This is a genomic window from Streptomyces sp. 6-11-2, from assembly GCF_006540305.1.
In the GTDB taxonomy this organism is placed as follows: Bacteria; Actinomycetota; Actinomycetes; order Streptomycetales; family Streptomycetaceae; genus Streptomyces.
Genome location: NZ_BJOR01000002.1, coordinates 448,833 through 468,623 on the forward strand (window position 1 = coordinate 448,833; position 19,791 = coordinate 468,623).

18 protein-coding genes are annotated in these 19,791 nt (G+C 69.6%); 10 read left to right on the forward strand and 8 right to left on the reverse strand.

The genetic code is table 11. The annotated features are described in order from the left end of the window. Positions 1 to 398 precede the first annotated feature (398 nt). The 5 genes from TNCT6_RS38200 (at position 399) to TNCT6_RS38220 (ending at position 5,193) form a co-directional block, all read left to right on the forward strand. Positions 399 to 1,274: an undecaprenyl-diphosphate phosphatase gene (locus TNCT6_RS38200; protein ID WP_141365159.1), complete on the forward strand. Its 876-nt coding sequence runs from the start codon at positions 399 to 401 to the stop codon at positions 1,272 to 1,274. Positions 1,275 to 1,626: 352 nt separating this feature from the next. Beyond that, positions 1,627 to 1,836, forward strand: coding sequence for a ferredoxin (locus TNCT6_RS38205; RefSeq protein ID WP_141367738.1), 210 nt, complete (start codon positions 1,627 to 1,629; stop codon positions 1,834 to 1,836). Further along, a complete protein-coding gene (locus TNCT6_RS38210; protein ID WP_141367739.1) occupies positions 1,826 to 3,193 on the forward strand; it encodes an NAD(P)/FAD-dependent oxidoreductase in 1,368 nt (455 codons plus the stop codon). The genes TNCT6_RS38205 and TNCT6_RS38210 overlap by 11 nt, the downstream gene beginning before the upstream one ends. A gap of 30 nt (positions 3,194 to 3,223) precedes the next feature. Continuing rightward, a complete protein-coding gene (locus TNCT6_RS38215) occupies positions 3,224 to 4,408 on the forward strand; it encodes a cytochrome P450 (protein WP_141367740.1) in 1,185 nt (394 codons plus the stop codon). 137 nt (positions 4,409 to 4,545) lie between these two features. After that, entirely contained in the window at positions 4,546 to 5,193 is a 648-nt protein-coding gene (locus TNCT6_RS38220; protein ID WP_141367741.1) for a class I SAM-dependent methyltransferase, read from the forward strand. A gap of 155 nt (positions 5,194 to 5,348) precedes the next feature. Here TNCT6_RS38220 and TNCT6_RS38225 read toward each other — a convergent pair whose 3' ends face one another. Further along, positions 5,349 to 5,948, reverse strand: coding sequence for a helix-turn-helix transcriptional regulator (locus TNCT6_RS38225; protein ID WP_141367742.1), 600 nt, complete (start codon positions 5,946 to 5,948; stop codon positions 5,349 to 5,351). A gap of 141 nt (positions 5,949 to 6,089) precedes the next feature. Here TNCT6_RS38225 and TNCT6_RS38230 point away from each other — a divergent pair, with 141 nt between their 5' ends. Then, positions 6,090 to 7,088, forward strand: a complete 999-nt coding sequence (locus TNCT6_RS38230) for an alpha/beta fold hydrolase (protein ID WP_141367743.1) — start codon at positions 6,090 to 6,092, stop codon at positions 7,086 to 7,088. An 88-nt stretch (positions 7,089 to 7,176) separates the two neighbouring features. Here TNCT6_RS38230 and TNCT6_RS38235 read toward each other — a convergent pair whose 3' ends face one another. After that, positions 7,177 to 7,515: a hypothetical protein gene (locus tag TNCT6_RS38235; protein WP_141367744.1), complete on the reverse strand. Its 339-nt coding sequence runs from the start codon at positions 7,513 to 7,515 to the stop codon at positions 7,177 to 7,179. A 172-nt stretch (positions 7,516 to 7,687) separates the two neighbouring features. Between TNCT6_RS38235 and TNCT6_RS38240 the strand changes: the two genes are divergently transcribed. Together TNCT6_RS38240 and TNCT6_RS38245 are read left to right on the forward strand one after the other, a co-directional pair. Next, a complete protein-coding gene (locus TNCT6_RS38240; protein WP_141367745.1) occupies positions 7,688 to 8,059 on the forward strand; it encodes a YciI family protein in 372 nt (123 codons plus the stop codon). Then, entirely contained in the window at positions 8,056 to 9,267 is a 1,212-nt protein-coding gene (locus TNCT6_RS38245; protein WP_141367746.1) for an RNA polymerase sigma factor, read from the forward strand. The genes TNCT6_RS38240 and TNCT6_RS38245 overlap by 4 nt, the downstream gene beginning before the upstream one ends. Before the next feature lie 128 nt (positions 9,268 to 9,395). Here TNCT6_RS38245 and TNCT6_RS38250 read toward each other — a convergent pair whose 3' ends face one another. Genes TNCT6_RS38250 through TNCT6_RS38275 form a run of 6 tightly spaced genes read right to left on the reverse strand, consistent with a single transcriptional unit; the run spans position 9,396 to position 18,763 of the window. Continuing rightward, positions 9,396 to 12,299 carry a glycoside hydrolase family 3 protein gene (locus TNCT6_RS38250; RefSeq protein ID WP_141367747.1) on the reverse strand — a complete coding sequence of 968 codons (2,904 nt, stop codon included), beginning with the start codon at positions 12,297 to 12,299 and terminating at the stop codon, positions 9,396 to 9,398. Between the two features lie 40 nt (positions 12,300 to 12,339). Further along, positions 12,340 to 13,350, reverse strand: coding sequence for a LacI family DNA-binding transcriptional regulator (locus tag TNCT6_RS38255; protein WP_141367748.1), 1,011 nt, complete (start codon positions 13,348 to 13,350; stop codon positions 12,340 to 12,342). 31 nt (positions 13,351 to 13,381) lie between these two features. Then, the gene (gene yicI / locus TNCT6_RS38260; RefSeq protein ID WP_141367749.1) at positions 13,382 to 15,670 is read right to left on the reverse strand and encodes an alpha-xylosidase; all 2,289 of its coding nucleotides are present in this window, start codon (positions 15,668 to 15,670) and stop codon (positions 13,382 to 13,384) included. An 11-nt stretch (positions 15,671 to 15,681) separates the two neighbouring features. Continuing rightward, the gene (locus tag TNCT6_RS38265) at positions 15,682 to 16,509 is read right to left on the reverse strand and encodes a carbohydrate ABC transporter permease (RefSeq protein ID WP_141367750.1); all 828 of its coding nucleotides are present in this window, start codon (positions 16,507 to 16,509) and stop codon (positions 15,682 to 15,684) included. Further along, complete coding sequence (locus tag TNCT6_RS38270) at positions 16,506 to 17,474, reverse strand: carbohydrate ABC transporter permease (protein WP_141367751.1); 969 nt, start codon at positions 17,472 to 17,474, stop codon at positions 16,506 to 16,508. Before TNCT6_RS38270 ends, TNCT6_RS38265 begins: the two co-directional genes overlap by 4 nt. Further along, the gene (locus TNCT6_RS38275; protein WP_172633308.1) at positions 17,471 to 18,763 is read right to left on the reverse strand and encodes an ABC transporter substrate-binding protein; all 1,293 of its coding nucleotides are present in this window, start codon (positions 18,761 to 18,763) and stop codon (positions 17,471 to 17,473) included. The genes TNCT6_RS38270 and TNCT6_RS38275 overlap by 4 nt, the downstream gene beginning before the upstream one ends. Positions 18,764 to 19,023: 260 nt before the next feature. On the opposite strand from TNCT6_RS38275, the gene TNCT6_RS38280 reads away from it, so the two are divergent. Together TNCT6_RS38280 and TNCT6_RS38285 are read left to right on the forward strand one after the other, a co-directional pair. Continuing rightward, the gene (locus TNCT6_RS38280; protein ID WP_141367753.1) at positions 19,024 to 19,359 is read left to right on the forward strand and encodes a hypothetical protein; all 336 of its coding nucleotides are present in this window, start codon (positions 19,024 to 19,026) and stop codon (positions 19,357 to 19,359) included. A gap of 51 nt (positions 19,360 to 19,410) precedes the next feature. After that, positions 19,411 to 19,602, forward strand: a complete 192-nt coding sequence (locus TNCT6_RS38285) for a hypothetical protein (RefSeq protein ID WP_141367754.1) — start codon at positions 19,411 to 19,413, stop codon at positions 19,600 to 19,602. Positions 19,603 to 19,791 lie beyond the last annotated feature (189 nt).

Sequence of the window (19,791 nt, forward strand, 5' to 3'; positions counted from 1 at the left end):
CTCCTCGCCTCGGTCCTCGGCTCCCTCCCGAACACCGCCACCTACGCCGTCGCAGGCGCCCGCACCTCCGCACCGACCTGCCCGGCCTTCCTCCATACGATGGCCTGCACGACGGTCCCGGCCCTGCTGGGCACGGCGGTCGCCCGGCGCAGGCGCCACCGCTGCGGCGTGGCTGACGACACCCACTGCGCGCGAGCCGGTTCGGGCTTCCCCTGCACGCGTCCGGATGTCCGCACCCACCGTGTCGTCAGGAGCGCGTGGCGATCTGTGAAGGCGTTGTTCGCGGTCCCGTCACCTGCGGGCGTTACCTTGCCCCCGCGGCGCACCCGATCACCAGGCACGGTGGACCGGTGTGTCCATCGCCCTTTCCGGATCGGCTCCTTGGACTCCGTACCTTCATGTCTTGGTTTGAATCCCTCATCCTCGGACTCGTCCAGGGGCTGACCGAGTTCCTTCCCGTCTCCTCCAGCGCGCATCTGCGGCTGACGGCGGCCTTCTCCGGGTGGCAGGACCCCGGCGCCGCCTTCACGGCGATCACCCAGATCGGCACGGAGGCGGCGGTGCTGATCTACTTCCGCAAGGACATCGGCCGGATCCTGTCGGCCTGGTCCCGTTCGCTGGGGAGCAGGGCGATGCGCCGTGATCCGGACGCTCGCATGGGCTGGCTGGTGATCGTCGGATCGATACCGATCGGGGTGCTCGGGCTGACTCTCAAGGACCAGATCGAGGGGCCGTTCCGTGATCTGCGGGTGACCGCGACCATGCTGGTCGTCGTGGGTGTGGTCATCGGTGTCGCCGACCGGCTGGCGGCGCGCGACGAGAGGGGCGGCCGGCACCGGGCGCCCCAGCAGGGCAAGGTGCTGCGGGACCTGGGCGTCAAGGACGGCCTCATCTACGGTTGTTGCCAGGCCATGGCCCTGATCCCGGGTGTCTCCCGCTCGGGCGCCACCATCAGCGGCGGGCTGTTCATGGGCTACCGGCGCGAGGCGGCGGCCCGTTACTCCTTCCTGCTGGCCATTCCCGCCGTACTGGCCTCCGGTGTCTTCGAGTTGAAGGACGCGATGGAGAGCGGCCACGTGGCGTGGGGGCCGACGCTGTTCGCCACGGGGGTTGCCTTCGTCTCCGGGTACGCCGTCATTGCCTGGTTCATGAAGTACATCTCCACGAAGAGCTTCATGCCGTTCGTCTGGTACCGGATCGTCCTCGGCATCGTCATCATCGGGCTGGTCATGGCCGGTGTCCTCAGCCCGCACGCGGCCGAATCGGCGGGCTGACCGCAGGACGGCGCCGGTCTCCGCCGAGTGACCGACCGCCCGGTGCGGCGGCGGGAACGGCTGCCGGTGACCGAGCCCTTATGCCGGCTGCAGCCGTCGTGGTCGCCCTCAAGATCGCTGAGGATCCCGCACGGGGCACCGCCACTACCGCGTGAGTCTGACCGCACCGCGCGGGTACGACCCGTGCCAGGTCTGATCTTCATCAGCGCGGCCTTCGACCTCGACCGAACCCTGGGCTGACCCGGCACCCTCCCACGGTGCCGGCCCGCCGTCCCCGGCGTGGCCGTGCGAGCCTCCCGCTCTCACTCCATCCTGGAAAGGCGGGGGTGAAACAACGGAGGAAGTGGTGAGGATGCGAACCGTTGTCGACCTCACACGCTGCCAGGGCTACGCACAGTGCGTGTTCCTCGCACCGAAGATGTTCGAGCTGCACGGGGAGGAGGGACTGCTGTACACCACGGCCGTGCCCGACGATCAGGTGGAGCGCGTGCGTCAGGCCGCGGCGGCGTGCCCGGTCCAGGCCATCCTCGTCGGTGAGGAGGTGGGCGGCGGTGCCCGATGATCTCATGGACGGCCGTATCGTCGTCGTGGGCGCGTCGCTGGCCGGGCTGCGGGCCGCGGAGGCGCTGCGTGAGGGGGGCTTCACCGGCTCACTGACCGTGGTCGGGGACGAGCCCCACGCTCCGTACGACCGGCCGCCGCTGTCCAAGCAGGTGCTGCTCGGCAAGGCGACGGCGGACACCACCGAGCTGCCGATGCGCCGGGACCCGGATGCCGACTGGCGGCTGGGAGTACGCGCCACCGGCCTGGACCCTCTCGCGAAACGAGTGGTGCTCGAGGACGGCGAGTCGCTGCCATACGATCGGTTGCTGATCGCCACCGGGACACGCGCGCGGCCCTGGCCCAACCCGGAGGAGGCCGCCCTGGACGGGGTGTTCACCCTGCGCACGCGTGAGGACGCCGCGGGGCTGGCCGAGCGGCTGGCCGCCGGGCCACGGCGGGTGCTGGTGATCGGCGGCGGCTTCACCGGCTCGGAGATCGCCTCGGCCTGCCGGGAAATGGGGCTGGACGTCACGGTCACCGAACGCGGGCCCGCACCTCTGGTGGGCGCCCTCGGCGGCACCCTGTCGAAGCTCGCGGCCGTCATGCAGCGCAACCATGGCGTGGACCTGCGCACCGGGGTGACGGTCACCGCCCTGCGCGGGAACGGCACTTTCACCGGCGCGGAGCTGTCCGACGGCAGCCGCGTCGACGCCGACGTGTGCGTCGCGGCATTGGGGGCGATCCGCAACGTCGAATGGCTTGCGGACACCGGACTGGCAGCGGGCCCGCGCGGAATCGCCTGCGACGCCGGATGCCGCGCCTTCAACATGTACGGAATCGTCACCGACGACATCTTCGTGGCCGGCGACGTCTCCCGCTTCCCCCACCCGCTGTTCGGCTACCAGATGCTCTCCCTGGAGCACTGGGGAAACGCGGTCGATCAGGCCGAAGTAGCGGCCCACAACATGATCAATCCGGGACCCCTGCGGCGCCCGCACCTGGCCATCCCCACGTTCTGGTCGACCCAGTTCGGCCTCAACATCAAGTCCGTGGGCGTGCCCACGTTCTCCGACCACGTGGTCATCGCCCAGGGCTCTCTGGAGGCGCGCCGTTTGGCGATGGTCTACGGCTTCCAGGGCCGGGTGACCGCCGCGGTCACCGTCGACATGGCCAAGTCGCTCGACTACTACCGGCACCTGATCGAGACGGCGGCTCCGTTCCCGCCCCCACTCGGTGCACAGGACCGTGCGATCGCGGCCGACGTCCCGATTCCATCCGACGTGCCGGATCCGAAGGGGCTCTCCCACGGCCCCACTGTGGCACTCACCGGATACCTCCCCGACCGCCGGCTGACCGTGGTGCCGCCCACCGGCTGACCCACATCACGCCCACCGCGAGGAGCCGCCATGGACTCCGAGACCCTGCTGACACGGATCACCGACTATGCCAACCGCCCCAACCCCTACCCCCTGTACGCGGAACTCCGCGAGGCCGGACCCGTGGTGCGGCAGGCAGACGGCAGCTACCTGGCCGGCACCTACCACGAGATCGCCGCTCTGCTCCACGACCCGCGGATGAGTGCCGATCCCCGTACCCGTGGCGCGGTGACCCACAAGCCGCCGTTCCTGAGGCTCGACGACCCGGAGCACCACAGGCTGCGCACTCTGGCCATGCGGCCGTTCGGACCGCCGCACAGCCCGGGCCGGGTCGACGCCATGCGCGGCGAGATCGACCGGGTCACCAAGGAACTGCTGGGGTCCTTCGAGGCGGGCCGGCAGATCGACGTCGTCGACGATTTCGCCTACCCGCTGCCCGTCACGGTGATCTGCCGCCTGCTCGGCGTGCCTCGCGAGGACGAGCCACTGTTCCGGGCCTGGTCCGACACGATCGTCGCATCCGCCGACGTCAGGCCCGAGGGCGATTCCGCCGAGACGGACAAGGCCGGCGACCAGGCGCGGACCGAGATGGGCCTGTACCTGGTGAACCTCGCCGAACAGCGCCTCGGCCGCCCGGGCGACGACTTGCTCACCGCCTTCGCCAACGAGCCGGACCCGGCCCTGCGGCTCACGCGGGAGGAACTCGCGGAAACCGCCGTCCTGCTGCTCATCGCGGGACACGAGACCACGGTCAACCTGATCACCAACGGGGTGCTCACCCTACTGCGCCACCCGGAGCACCTGGACCACCTGCGCCGCGAACCCGACCTGCTGCCGCGAGCGGTCGAGGAACTGCTGCGCTACGAACCCCCGGTCCACATGCGCGAGCGCATTCCGCGCGACGACATCGACGTCGCCGGCACCAAGATTCCCCGAGGCGCATCCGTCATTCTGGTGCTGGCCTCGGGCAACCGTGACCCCATGCGGTTCCACGACCCCGACCGGTTCGACCCCACCCGTCCGGACAACCAGCATCTCGGCTTCGGCAGCGGCATCCACCTGTGCTACGGCGCACCACTGGCCCGCATCGAGGCCCAAGCCGCCCTCGGCGCACTGCTCCCTCACCTCGGCGCGGCACGCCTGGTCCAGGACCCGCCCCCCTACCGACAGAACGCCATGCTCCGCGGACCCCGCCACCTGCCCATCCACCTGTGAGGCCGCCTGGCCGCGCGGGAACGTGCACCTGCCCGGCCTCGGCCGTGCCGGACTGCCGTCCGCATGTCCCGCCCGCAACGAAGAACCCTCCAGACGTTCTTGAAGCGCATGCATCGGTCACCCGCTACGGTCTCCGGGTGACCGAACTCCCGACCTTGCATGCCACCCGTGAGGCCTACGACGCCATCGCACCCACCTACGCGCAGCTGTTCCACGACTCCCTGCGGGACCGTCCCCTGGAGCGCGCCCTCCTGAGCGCTTTCGCCGAGCTGGTACGGGCAAACGGCGACGGTGAGGTCGCAGACCTCGGTTGTGGACCGGGGTACGTCACAGCTCACTTGCACGGGTTGGGCCTGGATGCCTTTGGTGTTGACGCTTCCCCCGTGATGGTCGAGCTCGCTCGCGAGGCGCACCCCGGACTTCGGTTCGAGGTCGGCTCGATGGCCGCACTGGACATCGAGGACGGCACGCTGGGCGGGGTGCTCTCGCGGTGGTCCGTCATCCACACCCCGCCGCAGGACGTGCCCGCCGTCCTGGCCGAGATCGCCCGGGTCCTGGCACCCGGCGGGCACCTGTTGATCGACTTCCCCGCCACTGACGGCCCCCACCACGAGACGCAGGCCTACGATCATGCGGTGGCAACGGCCTATCGCTGGTTCCCCGACCGTCTCGCCGCGCTCCTGCGCGACCACGGATTGACTGAGACAGCCCGCACGGTGATCGAGCCGAAGCCCACCGACCAGCGGCAGTTCCAAGAGGTCCAGCTCCTCGCCTGCAAGGCGTAGACGTCGATCACGTGACGGCAACGGCTCGGACCGATGGACCGGGGATCGAACGAGATCGGCCGGGCGCGGCTTGGGCGTTGAACATCGCGGCATACCGGCCCCGGGCGGTCATCAGCTCCTCGCGGGTGAACGGGGACTTCGAACTTGAGGATGTCTCAGTTGGACGTTGGCTGGACGCGGGGTCGTAGGCGTTCGCCCTGTGGCCCGAACATGATCAGGTATTCGACTGGTCCGTCGAGTCCGGCGTTGGCGACTCCGTGAGGGGTGCGGGTGTCGAACTCGGCGACTTCCCCGGAGGTGAGGACGAGGTCGTGTCCTCCGAGTGCCAGCCACAGCCGTCCGGACAGCACACACAGCCATTCGTACCCTTCGTGCGACGCCTGGCGCGGCCGTGGCGGCTGGTCGACGTTGGCGGGCAGGACGTGCTTGTGGGCGTGCAGGCCCCCGACGTACCGGGTCAGCGGCAGCACCGCCTTGTCGTCCACCGGACGCTGCGGGGGAGGGGTGTGCGGTTTCTCGACCGTGGCGGGCGCGGTGCCGGTCAGCTCGTCCAGGGAGACGCCGTACGCCTTCGCCAGGTGCAGCAGGAGTTCCAGGTTCGGCTTGCGCCGGCCGTTCTCGATCCGCGACAGCGTGCTGAGGGCGATGCCGGTCGTGCGGCTCACGTCGGTGAGCGTGTGTCCGTGCCGCCCGCGCACGGCCCGCAGCCGCGGCCCCATGGCGGCCAGGACCTCAGCGACGTCGTCGTCCGTCATCTCGCCCATTCTTTCTCCAACCGGTCCGTGCACCGCCCCTGTCCTGCAAGTTTGCCAAAGTGTCAAGGAAGGTCGCGTCCCCGGGCCACCGCACCGCATGATCGATGGGTAGCCGCGGCCACCTGAATCCGAGGAGAAGCCATGCACCAGCCCGTGCCGTCCGCAGACCTGCGCCACCGCCTCATCGACGCACCCGCCGGACGGCTGCACCTGGTCGAGCAGGGCACCGGGCCGCTGGTCCTGCTCGTCCACGGCTTCCCCGAGTCCTGGTACTCCTGGCGCCACCAGCTCCCGGCTCTCGCGGCGGCGGGATACCGGGCGGCCGCACTCGACGTGCGCGGCTACGGTCGCTCCTCCAAGCCGGCCGCGACGCACGAGTATCGGATGCGCGCCCTCGTGGAGGACAACCTCGCTCTCGTGCATGCCCTGGGCGAGGAGACCGCGGTGATCATCGGGCACGACTGGGGCTCGAACATCGCGGCCACCTCCGCCCTGCTCCACCCCGAGGTCTTCCGCGCGGTGGGTCTGCTGAGCGTTCCCTACGCTCCGCCCGGCGGCCCCCGCCCCAGCGACATCTTCGCGCAGATGGGCGGGGACCAGGAGTTCTACGTCTCCTACTTCCAGGAGCCGGGCCGGGCCGAAGCCGAGATCGAGCCCGACGTGCGGGGCTGGCTTGCGGGCTTCTACGCGGCCCTGTCCGCCGGCACCATGCCGGCGCAAGGGGAGCCCGATCCGCACTTCGTCGGCAGCGGCGGAACCCTGCGTGACCGGTTCCCCAAGGACCGGCTGCCCTCCTGGCTCACCGAAGCCGATCTCGACCACTACGCTGGGGAGTTCGAGCGCACCGGCATGACCGGAGCACTCAACCGCTACCGGAACATGGACCGCGACTGGGAGGACCTCACCGAATTCCATGGCTCCCCCCTCACCCAGCCGTCCCTGTTCATCGGCGGCACCCTGGACGCCTCCACGACCTGGATGGCGGATGCGATCGACGCCTACCCGGCCACGCTTCCCGGCCTGGTCTCCTCCCACCTCCTGGACGGCTGCGGCCACTGGCTCCAGCAGGAGCGCCCCGAGGAGATCAACGGGCTGCTGACCTCCTGGCTCACATCGGTGTCTCAGTCGATGCCTCTGTGATGGCGGATGAGGGTGTCGGTCATGTCGATGAAGGCGAGGAAGTGTCCGGCCTTGCGCTCGTAGCGGCGGTGCGGCCGGCGGCAGCCCATCAGCCAGGACAAGGCGCGCTCGACCAGCCAGAGCGCTGGACGAGAAGGTCGGCAGCGAGACTCTGCATCAGGCCCACGACGGCGAACTCCGTCACCCCACCGTGCCGACGACCGTCGAGGACTTCCTCGCCGGCGCCGGGAAGGTACCGGCGGGACGCGGTCCCGGCGCCTCTGTGCCGACCGACCGAGGCCAGGATCCACAACTGCTCGACGTTGTCCGCCCCCAGGTCGGCGCTCAGCCGCGGGAGCGCGAGGAGCAGCGCCGTCGTGTCCAGCGCGACGAGGAAGGTCGGCAGCATGAGGAGAATCAGCCCCAGCCGCGTCCGGTTGACGCGCATCCGAACCTCTCTGTTCTCTTGACGTTTCGCCCGTTGGCCGGAGTGGTGGAGAGGTTCTTGACATCGGACTCGTGAGAGATTTTCCGGCGGACGACGTCAAGACGGCAGCGGCGGCTCCGACCACCAGGCGAAGAGGCCCCTGCCGGGGCTCGCGAACCACGAGGAGTACGCCATGAAGTTCCTGATCAGCCTGCACATCAACCCGGCCGTGCTGGACGCGCTGACCGACGAGGAGAAGGCGGCGATCGGCGACGGTCACAGCAAGCTCATCGAGGCGCTGAAGGAGTCCGGCGAGCTGATCAACACGCTGGCGCTGGTCGATCCGTCACAGGCCGCCGTGGTGTCCGTGGGCAACGGCCAGCCCGTGGTGACCGACGGGCCCTTCCTGGAGTCCAAGGAGTTCCTGGGCGGCTTCTACCTGATCGACTGCGAGAACAAGGAGCGGGCGGTCGAGCTGGCCGCGCGGATCCCGGACGCCGCGATCGAAGGGCTGGGCGTCGAGGTGCGGCAGGTGATGTTCGCTGACGGACAATTGGAGGCATGACGGCACCGGACATCGAGGACCTGCTGCGTGAGCTCACGCCGCAGGTCCTCGGCGCGCTGGTACGACGGCACGGCCGGTTCGAAGGGTGCGAGGACGCTGTGCAGGAAGCCGTCCTCGCCGCCACCGTGCAGTGGCCGGCCGAGGGAGTACCGAACCACCCGCGCGGCTGGCTGGCGACGGTCGCCTCTCGCCGGCTCATCGACCAGATGCGCAGTGACCACGCCCGCCGCGAACGGGAGGCCGCGACCGCCACGGAGGCCGCGCCCGCCGAGGTGCCGGACACCGACGACACCCTCGTCCTGCTGTTCCTGTGCTGCCATCCGACGCTGACCGCGGCCTCCCAGACTGCTCTGACACTGCGGGCGGTCGGCGGCCTGACCACCGCTGAGATCGCCCGCGCGTTCCTCGTGCCGGAGGCCACGATGGCGGCCAGGATCAGCCGGGCCAAGCAGCGCATCAAGGCCGCCGGCAGCACCTTCACCCTGCCGGGCGGCGTGGAGCTCGAGGACCGGCTACGGGTCGTCCTGCACGTGCTCTACCTGATCTTCAACGAGGGCTACACCGCCTCCTCGGGCAGCCGGCTGCACCGCGCCGACCTCGCGCACGAGGCGATCCGGCTGACCAGGACGGTGCACGCGCAGCTGCCCGAGGACGGCGAGGTGACCGGGCTGCTGGCGCTGATGCTGCTGATCCACGCCCGCCGCACGGCACGTACGACAGCGTCCGGCGACCTGGTGCCGCTGGACGAGCAGGACCGTACCAAGTGGGACCGCGCTCTGATCGAGGAGGGCATCGAGCTGGTCAAGGCGGCGCTGGCCGGCCCGGCTCTGGGTCCTTACCCGCTGCAGGCCGCCATCGCCGCCACACACGCTGACGCGGCCACGGCCGAGGAGACCAACTGGCCACAGGTGCACGCCCTTTACCTGATCCTGGAACGGATCGCGCCCAATCCGATGGTCACCCTCAACCGCGCCATCGCGCTCGCCGAGACCGAGGGCCCTCAGGCCGGGCTCGCCCTGCTGTCCACTGTGGACGGCGACGACCGCATGGCCGGGCATCACCGGCTGCTGTCCGTACGGGCGCATCTGCTGGAGAAGACCGGCGAGGCGGCGGGGGCGTACGAGCACTATCGGCGCGCCGCGAAGGCCACCGCCAGCATCGCCGAGCGACGCTACCTGGAGTCCCGGGCCGGCCGGGTGCGCCCATAGTTCTGGAGGCGCCCACGGCGCGGTCGCGGACCGGCATCAGGGCCGTCCACGATCCACCGCCGTTCGACCGCTCGGTCGGCGGCGGCCACCGTGGACGACCCCTCCCGCAGTCCTCGCCACGTGCGGACTCAGCGCAGGCTGAACGCCGACAGACGCAGTCCCTTGCTCAGCACCAGGTAGACGTCCGTACGGCCCTTCGAGCCGGCCGTCAGCGCAGCCGTCACCGCCCCGTACGCGTACGGGGACGACGTGCCGTCGAAGCGCGCCGTACCGACGAGCCTGCCGTTGGGGGAGCCGAGGCGCACCTCCAGCGTGCCGGACGCCCCAGCCAGCTGGGCGGTCAACCGCGCAGCTCCGGAGCCCAGTTCCGTGTCCGCGAACTTCAGCCACGCACCGTCGGCCGTCGCGGCCACCGCCGTTCCCCTCGCCTTCGACTCGTCCACCAGGCTGATCGCGCGGTAGTCGTCGAAGTTCTCGGCCCGTGTCGGCTTTCCGAGGTCCCGGGGCGGGATCGTCTCACCCTGGACCTTCAGTGACGTACGCGCCCGGATGTCCGCCGACGACGCGCCGGCCATCACGTCGTACGTCCCCGTCTCCACCACCCACTTCGAACGCGTGACGTCCCAGTGCGCGAGATCCGACGTCCCCAGCTTCAGCCGTACCGTCTTTGTCTCGCCCAGCTTCAGGGACACCCGCGCGTACGCCTTCAGCTGCCTCAGCGGCTGCTTGTCGCGGGACGTCCGCTGGTGGACGTACATCTGGACCACCTCGTCGCCGGCCCGCCGGCCCGTGTTCGTCACCGCCACCTCGTAGCCGTCCGAGACCCTCTTCAGACCGCCGTAGCGGAACGTCGTGTACGACAGGCCGTAGCCGAAGGGGTACAGCGGCTGACCCTTGAAGTACTGGTAGGTGCGGTCGGACTTGATGATGTCGTAGTCGAGGATGGAGGGGAGGTCGGACGCGGACCGGTACCAGGTCTGGGTGAGGCGGCCCGCCGGATTCGCGTCGCCGTACAGGAGGTCGGCGAGGGCGCTGCCCGTCTCCTGGCCCGCGTGCGTGGTCCACAGCAGGGCCAGGACCTCCTTCTGCAGGGCCCCGAGGGTGGTGGGGTAGCTGTTCTCGACGACCACCACGGCCCGGGGGTTGGCCCGGTGGACCGCCTTGACCAGGGCTTCCTGGGAAGGGGCCAGGCCCATGTCCGTGCGGTCGTGTGCCTCGCGACCGTTGATCGCGGGCATCGATCCGACCACCACCACGGCCGTGTCCTTGCCCTTGACCGCGGCGACCGCCTCGTCGACGCCGCTGCGGACCACGTCCTTCGTGTAGTGCGCGGCCCGGTCCTTCGCTACGAGGCCGAGCGTGCCGTCCGCGCCGGCCGGGCCGAGGTAGACCGGGTTCGACCACCAGGACTCGCCGGTCTCGTACCCGGCGTACCGCAGCAGATACGTCCCGTCGGCCTGCCGCTCCAGCGCGAACTGCTGCTGCACGAACCAGCCGTTGGGCTGAATCTGGTCGTTGACGAAATCCGACCAGTTGTAGCCGACGTACCTGCCGTTGGCCGCCGAGCGCAGGGTGACGATGCCCGAACCCCAGTCGAACACGTCGAACTGCGTACGCGCACCGGCGTCCGCGGTCTCCTTCAGGGCCGCGCCCGCCTCGCCCGTCCCCGCCGTCACGTACTTCCCGGTCGCCGTGTCCTTCAGCGTGATCCGGTCCACGCCCTCGCTGCTCGCCACCGGCGTGCCGAGCTTGGCCGCGATGCCGTCCTTCGGGGTGACCGCGTAAGGGAGGGTGCCGGAGTACCAGTCGGTGTAGAGAGTGTCGGCGAGCGGCCCGACCACGGCGGCACTGGAGGATCTCTTCAGCGGCAGCGCGCTGTCGTTCTTCAGGAGTACCGCCGCCTCGGTCGCCGCCGTGCGCGCCAGCTTCCGGTGCGCGGGGCTGTCGATCACGGACGCGTCGATCGATCCGTACCTGCCGCCGCCCGGATCGAACTCGCCGAGCCGGACGCGGATGCTCAGGATGTGACGGACGGCGGTGTCGATGTCCGAGGACTTCAACAGCCCGCTGGACAGCGCCGACTTGATCGCCGATGTGGTCGGGCCGGGATCGGTGTCGTTGTCGGTGAAGCTGTCGATGCCGGCCTTCAGCGCCGCCGCGTCCGCCTCCGCCTGCGTGCCGTAGTACTTCTGGCTGTCCGTCAGGTTCCCGGGCGCGAAGGCGTCCGTCACGTTCAGCAGATCCCGGGAGGTCCAGGTGCGCACGGTGTCGTTCAGGGCCGGGTCCACCGTGTCGGGGCGGCCGTTGACGAGGTTGTAGGAGGACATCACCCCGGTTGCCGCGTCCGCCTCGATCGCGGGCCTGAAGGCCTGCTCGTCGTACTCCTTCAGCACACGCGGGCGCAGTTCGGAGGACGTGGTGTCGCGCTGGTACTCGTTGTTGTTGGCGAGGAAGTGCTTGAGCGTGGGAGCCGTCTTGAGGTGGTCCGGGTCGCCGCCGGTCAGACCGCTGCCGTACGCGGTGGAGATCGAGCCGGTGAGGTGGGGGTCCTCGGAGTAGCCCTCCTCGTTGCGACCCCAGCGCGGGTCGCGCAGCAGGTTCACCACGGGCGCCCACAGGTTGAGGCCCCAGCCGGCCGGACGTTCCCGCTGGAAGCCGCGCGCCTCGTCGCCGACCGCCGAGCCGACCTGCCGGACCAGCTCCGGGTCCCAGGTGGAGGCGAGCCCGATCGCCTGCGGGAACACGGTCGTCCTACCGAGCCAGGCCACGCCGTGCAGGGCCTCGGTGCCGGTGCGGAACTCCCGGATGCCGAGGCGGGGGATCTCGGGCTCGTACTGGTGGAGGAGGGAGATCTTCTCGTCGGGCGTCAGTCGGGAGAGCAGGTCGTCGACGCGCCGGTCGACGGGCAGGCGCGGGTCGCGGAAGGGGTAAACGGGGTCGTCGGCGTGTGCGGGAACGGTGGCGCAGAGGCCCGCGATCAGGGCGAGCGCCACGGCGAGGGTGGTTCTGCGTCTTCCTCTCGTGCCTTTCATGTCACGGCTCCTTCGGCCAGTGCCTTGCGGGTGAGGAATTTCAGGGGATGTCGCGCGGCACCGTGCTCGCGCGTTCCGTCAGCCGGGGCGGCAGGAGCGTCGCCTCGGGTACGGCCGTGCCGTCCAGCTTCTTCATCAGCAGCTCCACGGCCCGTGCGCCCAGCTCGGCGGACGGCACGGCGACCGAGGTGACGGGGACGCGGAGGGATGCGGCGAGTTCGTCGGGGCAGATCGCGGTGACGGACAGGTCGCCGGGGAAGCGCAGTCCGAGCTGCTCGAAGGCGTCGATCAGTGGCTCCAGGACCGCCTCGTTGTGCACGACCACCCCGGTCAGCGCGGGCTGCTCGCGCAGCAGCTGCTCGGCGATGTGGCGGGCGGCGGCGGGTGTGGCCTCGCACGGGTGGACGGAGGACGAGAGCCCGTTGCGGTCGGCGGCGGCCGTGAACCCCTGTACCACCCGCTGGGCGAACGCCGTCTCCCGCACGTACACCTCGGGCGGCGATCCGACCAGTGCGACGACCCGGTGCCCCAGCCCCGCCAGCCGCTCCACGCACAGCTCGCCCGCCGCCCTGAAGTCCAGGTCGACGCAGGTGAGTCCCCCGGGCTCCAGGGGGAACCCGATCATGACGGAGGGCCGGTCGAGCGACCGCAGCAACGGCAGCCGCGCGTCGCGCAGCTGTAGGTCCATGACGATCAGCGCGTCCACGAGAGCCGTGTCCGCGACCCTGCGCAGTCCCTCGTCGCCCTCCTCCTGGGTGAGCAGCAGCACGTCGTGGTCGTGCCTGCGCGCGGTGGTCACCACCGACACCGCGAACTGCATGACCACCGGGACGTGGATACCGGAGCGCAGCGGGACCACCAGCGCCAGGACGTTCGACCTGCTGCTGGCCAGAGCGCGGGCCCCGGCGTGCGGGCGGTAGCCCAACTCGCGGATGGACGCCTCGATGCGCTGCCGGGTCTCCTCGGAGATGGGGCGCTTGCCGCTGAGGGCGTACGAGACGGTGCTCGGGGAGACCCCCGCGTGCCGTGCCACGTCCGTGATCTTCACCATGGTCAGTCCAGCTCCAGTGGGGGAGGAACCATCAGGCCGACTTCAGCTCCAGCGAGAGGAATCCCGTGCCCGCGGGCGCCCGCGCGATCCGCTCCCCGCAGGCCAGCGCCCAGGGTGCGGACGGGTCGCTGCTGGAGGCCCGCAGCGTGTCGCCCTCCCGGACGACGGTGAAGGTCACGTCCCCCACGGGCACGCTCACCCGCGCCCCGCGCTCCAGCCCGTAGGCGCGCAGGGTGACCCCGTCGGCGTACGGATAGTCGGGGCGTGAGTCCACCGCTCCGACCGGGATCACCGTACCTGGCCTGACCAGCAGCGGAACGCTGGAGAATCCGTGCCGCTCGCGCACCCAGCGCGGGCCGGTCACGGTGTGCCCGCTGAGGAAGTGGGTCCAGGTGCCCTCGGGCACGTAGTACGAGACGTCCCCCTCGTCGTTGAAGGCCGGAGCGACGAGCAGATCGGGCCCGAGCATGTACTGCCGCTCCAGATGCGCGCACCCGGGGTCGTCCGGGAACTCCAGCACCATCGCCCGCATCATCGGCACCCCCTCCGCGCGGGCGGTGCGGGCGGCCTCGTACAGGTACGGCATGAGGCGCATCTTCAGCCGGGTGAACAGCCTGAGGACGTCCACGGCCTCCTCGTCGAACAGCCAGGGCACGCGGTACGACGAGGAGCCGTGCAGCCGGCTGTGCGAGGACAGCAACCCGAAGGCGATCCACCGTTTGAACAGGGCCGGGGTCGGGGTGCCCTCGAAGCCGCCGATGTCGTGGCTCCAGAACCCGAACCCCGACAGGCCGAGGCTGAGCCCGCCGCGCAGCGACTCGGCCATCGACTCGTAGGTGGCCTCGCAGTCGCCGCCCCAGTGCACGGGGAAGCGCTGGCTTCCGGCGGTCGCCGAGCGTGCGAAGACGACGGCCTCGTCCTCGCCCCGGTGCTTGCGCAGCACCTCGAAGACGGTGCGGTTGTACAGGTACGTGTAGTAGTTGTGCATCCGTTCCGGGTCCGAGCCGTCCGCGTAGGCCACGTCGACCGGGATCCGTTCGCCGAAGTCGGTCTTGAAGCAGTCGACGCCCTGTGCGAGCAGCGCCTCCAGTTTGGACGCGTACCAGTCGCGGGCGGCCGGGCTGGTGAAGTCGACGAGCGCCATGCCCGGCTGCCACAGGTCCCACTGCCACACGCTGCCGTCGCGCTTCCTGAGCAGATGGCCCAGGGCCTTTCCCTCGGCGAAGAGGGGCGAGCGCTGCGCGATGTACGGGTTGATCCAGACGCAGATGTGGAGGCCCCTGGCCTTCAGCCGGGCCAGCATGCCCTCCGGGTCGGGGAACACCCGCGGATCCCACTGGAAGTCGCACCAGTTGAACTCGCGCATCCAGAAGCAGTCGAAGTGGAAGACGGACAGCGGCAGCTCGCGTTCCCTCATGCCGTCGATGAAGGAGCTGACGGTGGCCTCGTCGTACGAGGTGGTGAACGAGGTGGACAGCCACAGGCCGAAGGACCAGGTCGGCGGGAGCGCCGGGCGGCCGGTGAGGGCCGTGTAGGTGCGCAGGATGTCCTTCGGGGTGGGCCCGTGGATGACGTAGTACGTCAGCTGCTGGCTCTCCACGCTGAACTGGACCCGGGACACCGCCTCCGAGCCGACTTCGAAGGACACCTTGCCCGGATGGTCGACGAAGACGCCGTAGCCCGCGTTCGTCAGGTAGAACGGGGCGTTCTTGTAGGCCTGTTCGGTCGCCGTGCCGCCGTCGGCGTTCCACATGTCGACGACCTGGCCGTTCTTGACGAGCGGCCCGAAGCGTTCGCCGAGCCCGTACACCGAGGTGCCGATCCCCAGACCCAACTGCTCGCGCAGGTAGTGCGCGCCGTCGGCGTCGCGCATGATGCCCATGCCCTTGGGGCCGCTGCTGGTGAGGACACGGCCGTGGGCGAGGAAGTCGACGTGCCAGGGGCCGGTGCGGGCGACGCGCACCGACAGGGTTCCGGAGGTGAGGGTGGCGTACTCGTCGTCGTACTCCACCTGCGCCGTGCCGCCTTCCGGGGGACGTCCCTCGGGCCCCGGAAGGTCGTCCCGCCGCACCTCGAACCGCGGCACCCGGGGCTGCTCGCCCTGGAAGTGGGTGATGGTGAGGCCGATGACGTTCGGCATCGGCGCGTGCGCGCTGATGGTCACGACCGGTCCCTTCAGCAGGTCGCCGCGGTGGCGGATCGGCTGGGTCGGCGCGTGGATCTCCAGGGCTCCCGGGGAGGCGGTCACGTCCAGGACCTCGACCGGGTGGGCCGCGGTGACGCCTTCGCGCAGCAGCCAGTAGCCGTCGGTGAACTTCAAACGTGTACTCCCTACTTGACGGCACCCACGGCGATGCCGCGGGTGAGAGTCCGCTGGAAGACGAGGAAGAAGACGAGGGCGGGCAGGACGCCCAGCAGGGCCGCCGCGTTGGTCATCGTGGCGTCCATCAGGCGCTGACCCTGGAGGACGCCGAGCGCCACCGACACCGTCTGGTTGTCGTTGGAGATCAGCATGACCAGGGGGAGCAGGAACTCGTTCCACGTCCAGATGAAGAAGAAGACGAGCAGCACGCCGATGGTGGGGCGACTGACGGGGACCACGATCCGCCACAGCACCTGCCACTTGTTCGCCCCGTCGATCCGGGCGGCCTCGATGATCTCCCGCGGGAACCGGCCGAGGACGGAGGAGAGCAGATAGGTGCCGAAGGCGGCCTGGATCACCGTGAAGACGATGATCACGCTCAGCCGGGTGTCGTAGAGGCCGGCCTGCTTGCTCAGGTAGTACAGCGGGTAGACCAGCGCCTCCTGCGGCAGCATGTTGGCGAGGACGAAGAAGGCCAGAACCCAGGTGCGGCCCTTGATGCGGCCGATGCCGATCGCGTACGCGTTGAGGATCGACAGGGCCGCGGCCAGGACCGCCACACAGCCGCTGATCAGGACCGAGTTGACGAGCTTCTGGCCGTAGTCGACGCGCTGCCAGAAGTCCTTGAGCCCGTCCAGGTACAGGCCCCTCGGCAGGCTCAGCGGTCCGTGCTGGGAGTACTCGGCCGGTGACTTGACCGCGTTGACGGCGACGATGACGAACGGCAGCACCGTGAACAGGGCCGCGATGCAGAGGGCCACGAGAACGGGATAGCGGCGCAGGGCACTCGTCGTCATACGCGGACCCCTTCCTCGGCGTCCTCGGCGCGGGTCTGGAGTTTCAGGCCGATCAGCGAGAGCAGCATGATGAGCACGGTGAGCACGGTGGAGATCGCGGCGCCGTAACCGACCTGGGTCTTCTCGAAGAACGTGGTGAAGGAGAAGTACGACGGGACGTCGGTCGCGCCGCCCGGACCGCCCTTGGTGAGCACGTACACCGCGCCGAAGACCTTGAGCGCTGCGATGCTGCACCAGGTGAGCACGACGGAGATCTCGGGTCTGATCTGCGGCAGCGTGACGTGCCAGAAGCGGCGCCACCAGCCGGCGCCGTCCAGTTCGGCCGCCTCGTACAACTGCGGGCCGACGCGCTGGAGCCCCGCCATGAAGACGACGAGCGGGAAGCCGATCTGCACCCACACCATCACCCCCATGACGCTGTACAGGGCGATGCCCGGGTCGCCGAGCCAGTCCTGCTGCCAGGAGCCGAGACCGACCGACTTCAACAACGTGTTCAGGGTGCCGTTGTCCGGCGCGAGGATCCAGCTCCAGACGATGCCGGCGACCGCGATGGGAAGGACCTGGGGAAGGTAGAAGCAGGCGCGCAGGACGGTGGCCGTCCTGCTGCCGAAGTGCTTGCCGACGTAGTCGAACAGCGCCGCGGCGAGGACCAGCCCGACCATCGTCGGCAGGACGGCCATGGCCACGACCATGAACAGGCTGTGCCGGAACGACGCCCAGAACTCCGAGTCGTCCATCAGTTCGCGGTAGTTGGCGAGACCGGACCACCGGGGGCTGCCGACCCCCTGCCACTCCGTGAAGCTCACGCCGGTGTTCATCAGGAACGGCACGACGATGACGGCGAGGAAGGCGAGGACACCGGGGACGAGGAAGAGGGCGTAGGACTGGTGCGGGCGGGGGCGGCGCGGGCCGGCGTGCTGGTGCGTGCCGACGGCCCGCGACCCCCGTTCGACGGTGACCGTCATTGTTTCGGCGCACCCTTGTCGTACGCCTTCTGCAGTGCACCGAGATAGGCGTCCGGTGTGGCGCTGCCCGTGATCAGCTTCTGTGTCTCGGAGACGAGGACGTCGTAGAAGCCGGGGACGGGCCAGTCGGGGTAGAAGGCCAGGCCGTCGCGGCCGGAGAGGGTGTTGAAGTCGGCGATGAGGGTCTTGGCCCTCGGGTCGGTGATGGCGGACGGGTCTGCCGCCACGGGCACGCCGCCCTTGTTGCCCAGCAGGTTCTGGATCTTCTGCGACATGGTGATGTCGATGAAGTCGTACGCGAGGTCCTTGTTCTTGGCGCCCTGGGGGACGACCCAGAGATTGCCGCCGGAGCCGAGGGTGAGGCCGGAACCGGGCCACAGCACGCTGCCCCAGTCGAACTTGTTCTCCGTCGTGAAGCGGCCGTACCACCAGCTGCCGCTGAACAGGATCGGGTTCTTGCCCTGGATGAAGGCGACGCCCGCGTCCTCGGCCTTGGTGCCGCTGGACGTCTTGCTGATGTACCCCTTCTTCACCCAGTCGGCGAAGGTGGTCGCGCCGTATGTCCAGGCGGCGTCGTGGAAGTCGGTCTTGCCCCGGTAGAGCTCGTAGGAGTCGACCCAGGAGCGGTCGGCCTTCGACAGTGCCAATTGGTACAGGTACTGCTGGGCCATGTACTCGGCGCCGGCGTTGGCGAGCGGGGTCACGCCCTTGGCGACGAACTTGTCCATGGCGGCGGTGAGGTCGTCGAAGGTCTTCGGCTCGGCGACTTTGTACTTCTTGAAGAGGTCCTTGTTGTAGAAGACCATGGTGTATTCGGCGTAGTTGGGTATCCCGTACCACTTGCCGGAACCCATGACACCGTTGGTGTCGTACTGGCTGGTGGTCTTCACTCCCGCGCTGAGCTCCTTGTCCCAGCCGCGCTTGGTGACCTCGGGGGTCAGATCGGTGAGGAGCCCCTGCTTGGAGAGCAGACCCGCGGTCGCGTTGCCCTTGTTGTACTCCATGATGTCGGGCGCGTCCGAGGAGTTGAGGATCATGGGCGCGGTCTTCTGGATCTGTTCGAAGCCCTTCTCCTCGAACTTCACCTTCACGCCCGGGTGTTTCGCCTCGAACTCCTTGATGGCCTCGTTCCAGGCGGCGCCCATCGCGCTGTCCGGACCCTCGTAGTGCCACAGTCGGAGCGTCTTGCCGTCCGAGGAACCGCCGTCCGAGCCACCGCAGGAGGCCAGGAGCAGGGATCCGACGAGGACCGCCGCTGTCGTCACCACACACCTTCGTGCCGTCAACATCCAGTGCCTCCAAGGGAGTCGGAGGGGGATCAGGGGTCGTCACGCAGCGCTTGTCGAATCAATTCGATGCGTGCCGTCGAAGCGCTTCGACGGAGGAAGGTAGGGGGAGGTGGTGGGCGCGTCAATGGGGTGGGCGTGAATCGGCCCGTGCAACTGCGGCCGTCGGTGCCCGGATCGGCTCCGACACCACTGTGCTCGTCGGCCACTCGCTGGGTTCCGTCGTCGCGTACGAGAGCCTGTGCGCTCATCCCGATTGGCCCGTGCGCACGTTGGTGACCCTCGGCTCCCCGCTTGGCATGCCCACCCTCGTCTTCGACCGTCTGCGCCCTGCCCCCGTCGCCGGACGCGGGCAATGGCCGGTCGGCCTGGAGCGCTGGTCCAACCTCGCGGACCGGCACGATGTGGTCGCGTCGGTGAAGGAGCTGACCGGATTGTTCGGGCCCCATCAGCCCCATCCTGTGCCGACCGGCGTGAAACCCGGCGCCGCACTCCGCGACATCGCCGTGGACAACGGCTGGAAGGTGCACGATGTGCTGCGCCACCTGACCGCCCGCGAGACCGGCGCGGCGATCGGCGAGGGGCTTGTGGCGTCCTGATGAGCGAGGCGACGCCGCGACGCTACCGTCGTCGCGGAACACCCGACTGCGGTGACCACCCTCGCGGCGCGGACGCTGGGTGGGCGCCTGTTTGTGGCAACGGGCGACGACACGGGCCGGGTGACCGTCTCGGAGACGGACTGCGACCGTTGGCCGCCCGGTGTCGCCGATCGCCCCGTCGACACCTTCACCTTGCCCGGCCCGGTCGAGATCAACGCGTTGGACTACGCCCCCGACGGGTGACTGGTGGTGTGCGCGCACAAGGACGTCTACGCGTTCGATACCGGCGAGGACATGAGCGAGGAGTGGTGACGCTGTGCTTGGCGAGGTCGCCAAGCAGGCCTGCGTCCCCGAGACTGGCAGGGGCCGGGGGTGGCATGCGCGGTCGGGGTCTCCGGATCACGCCGTGGCGCGAACGCGCCGTAAAAACAG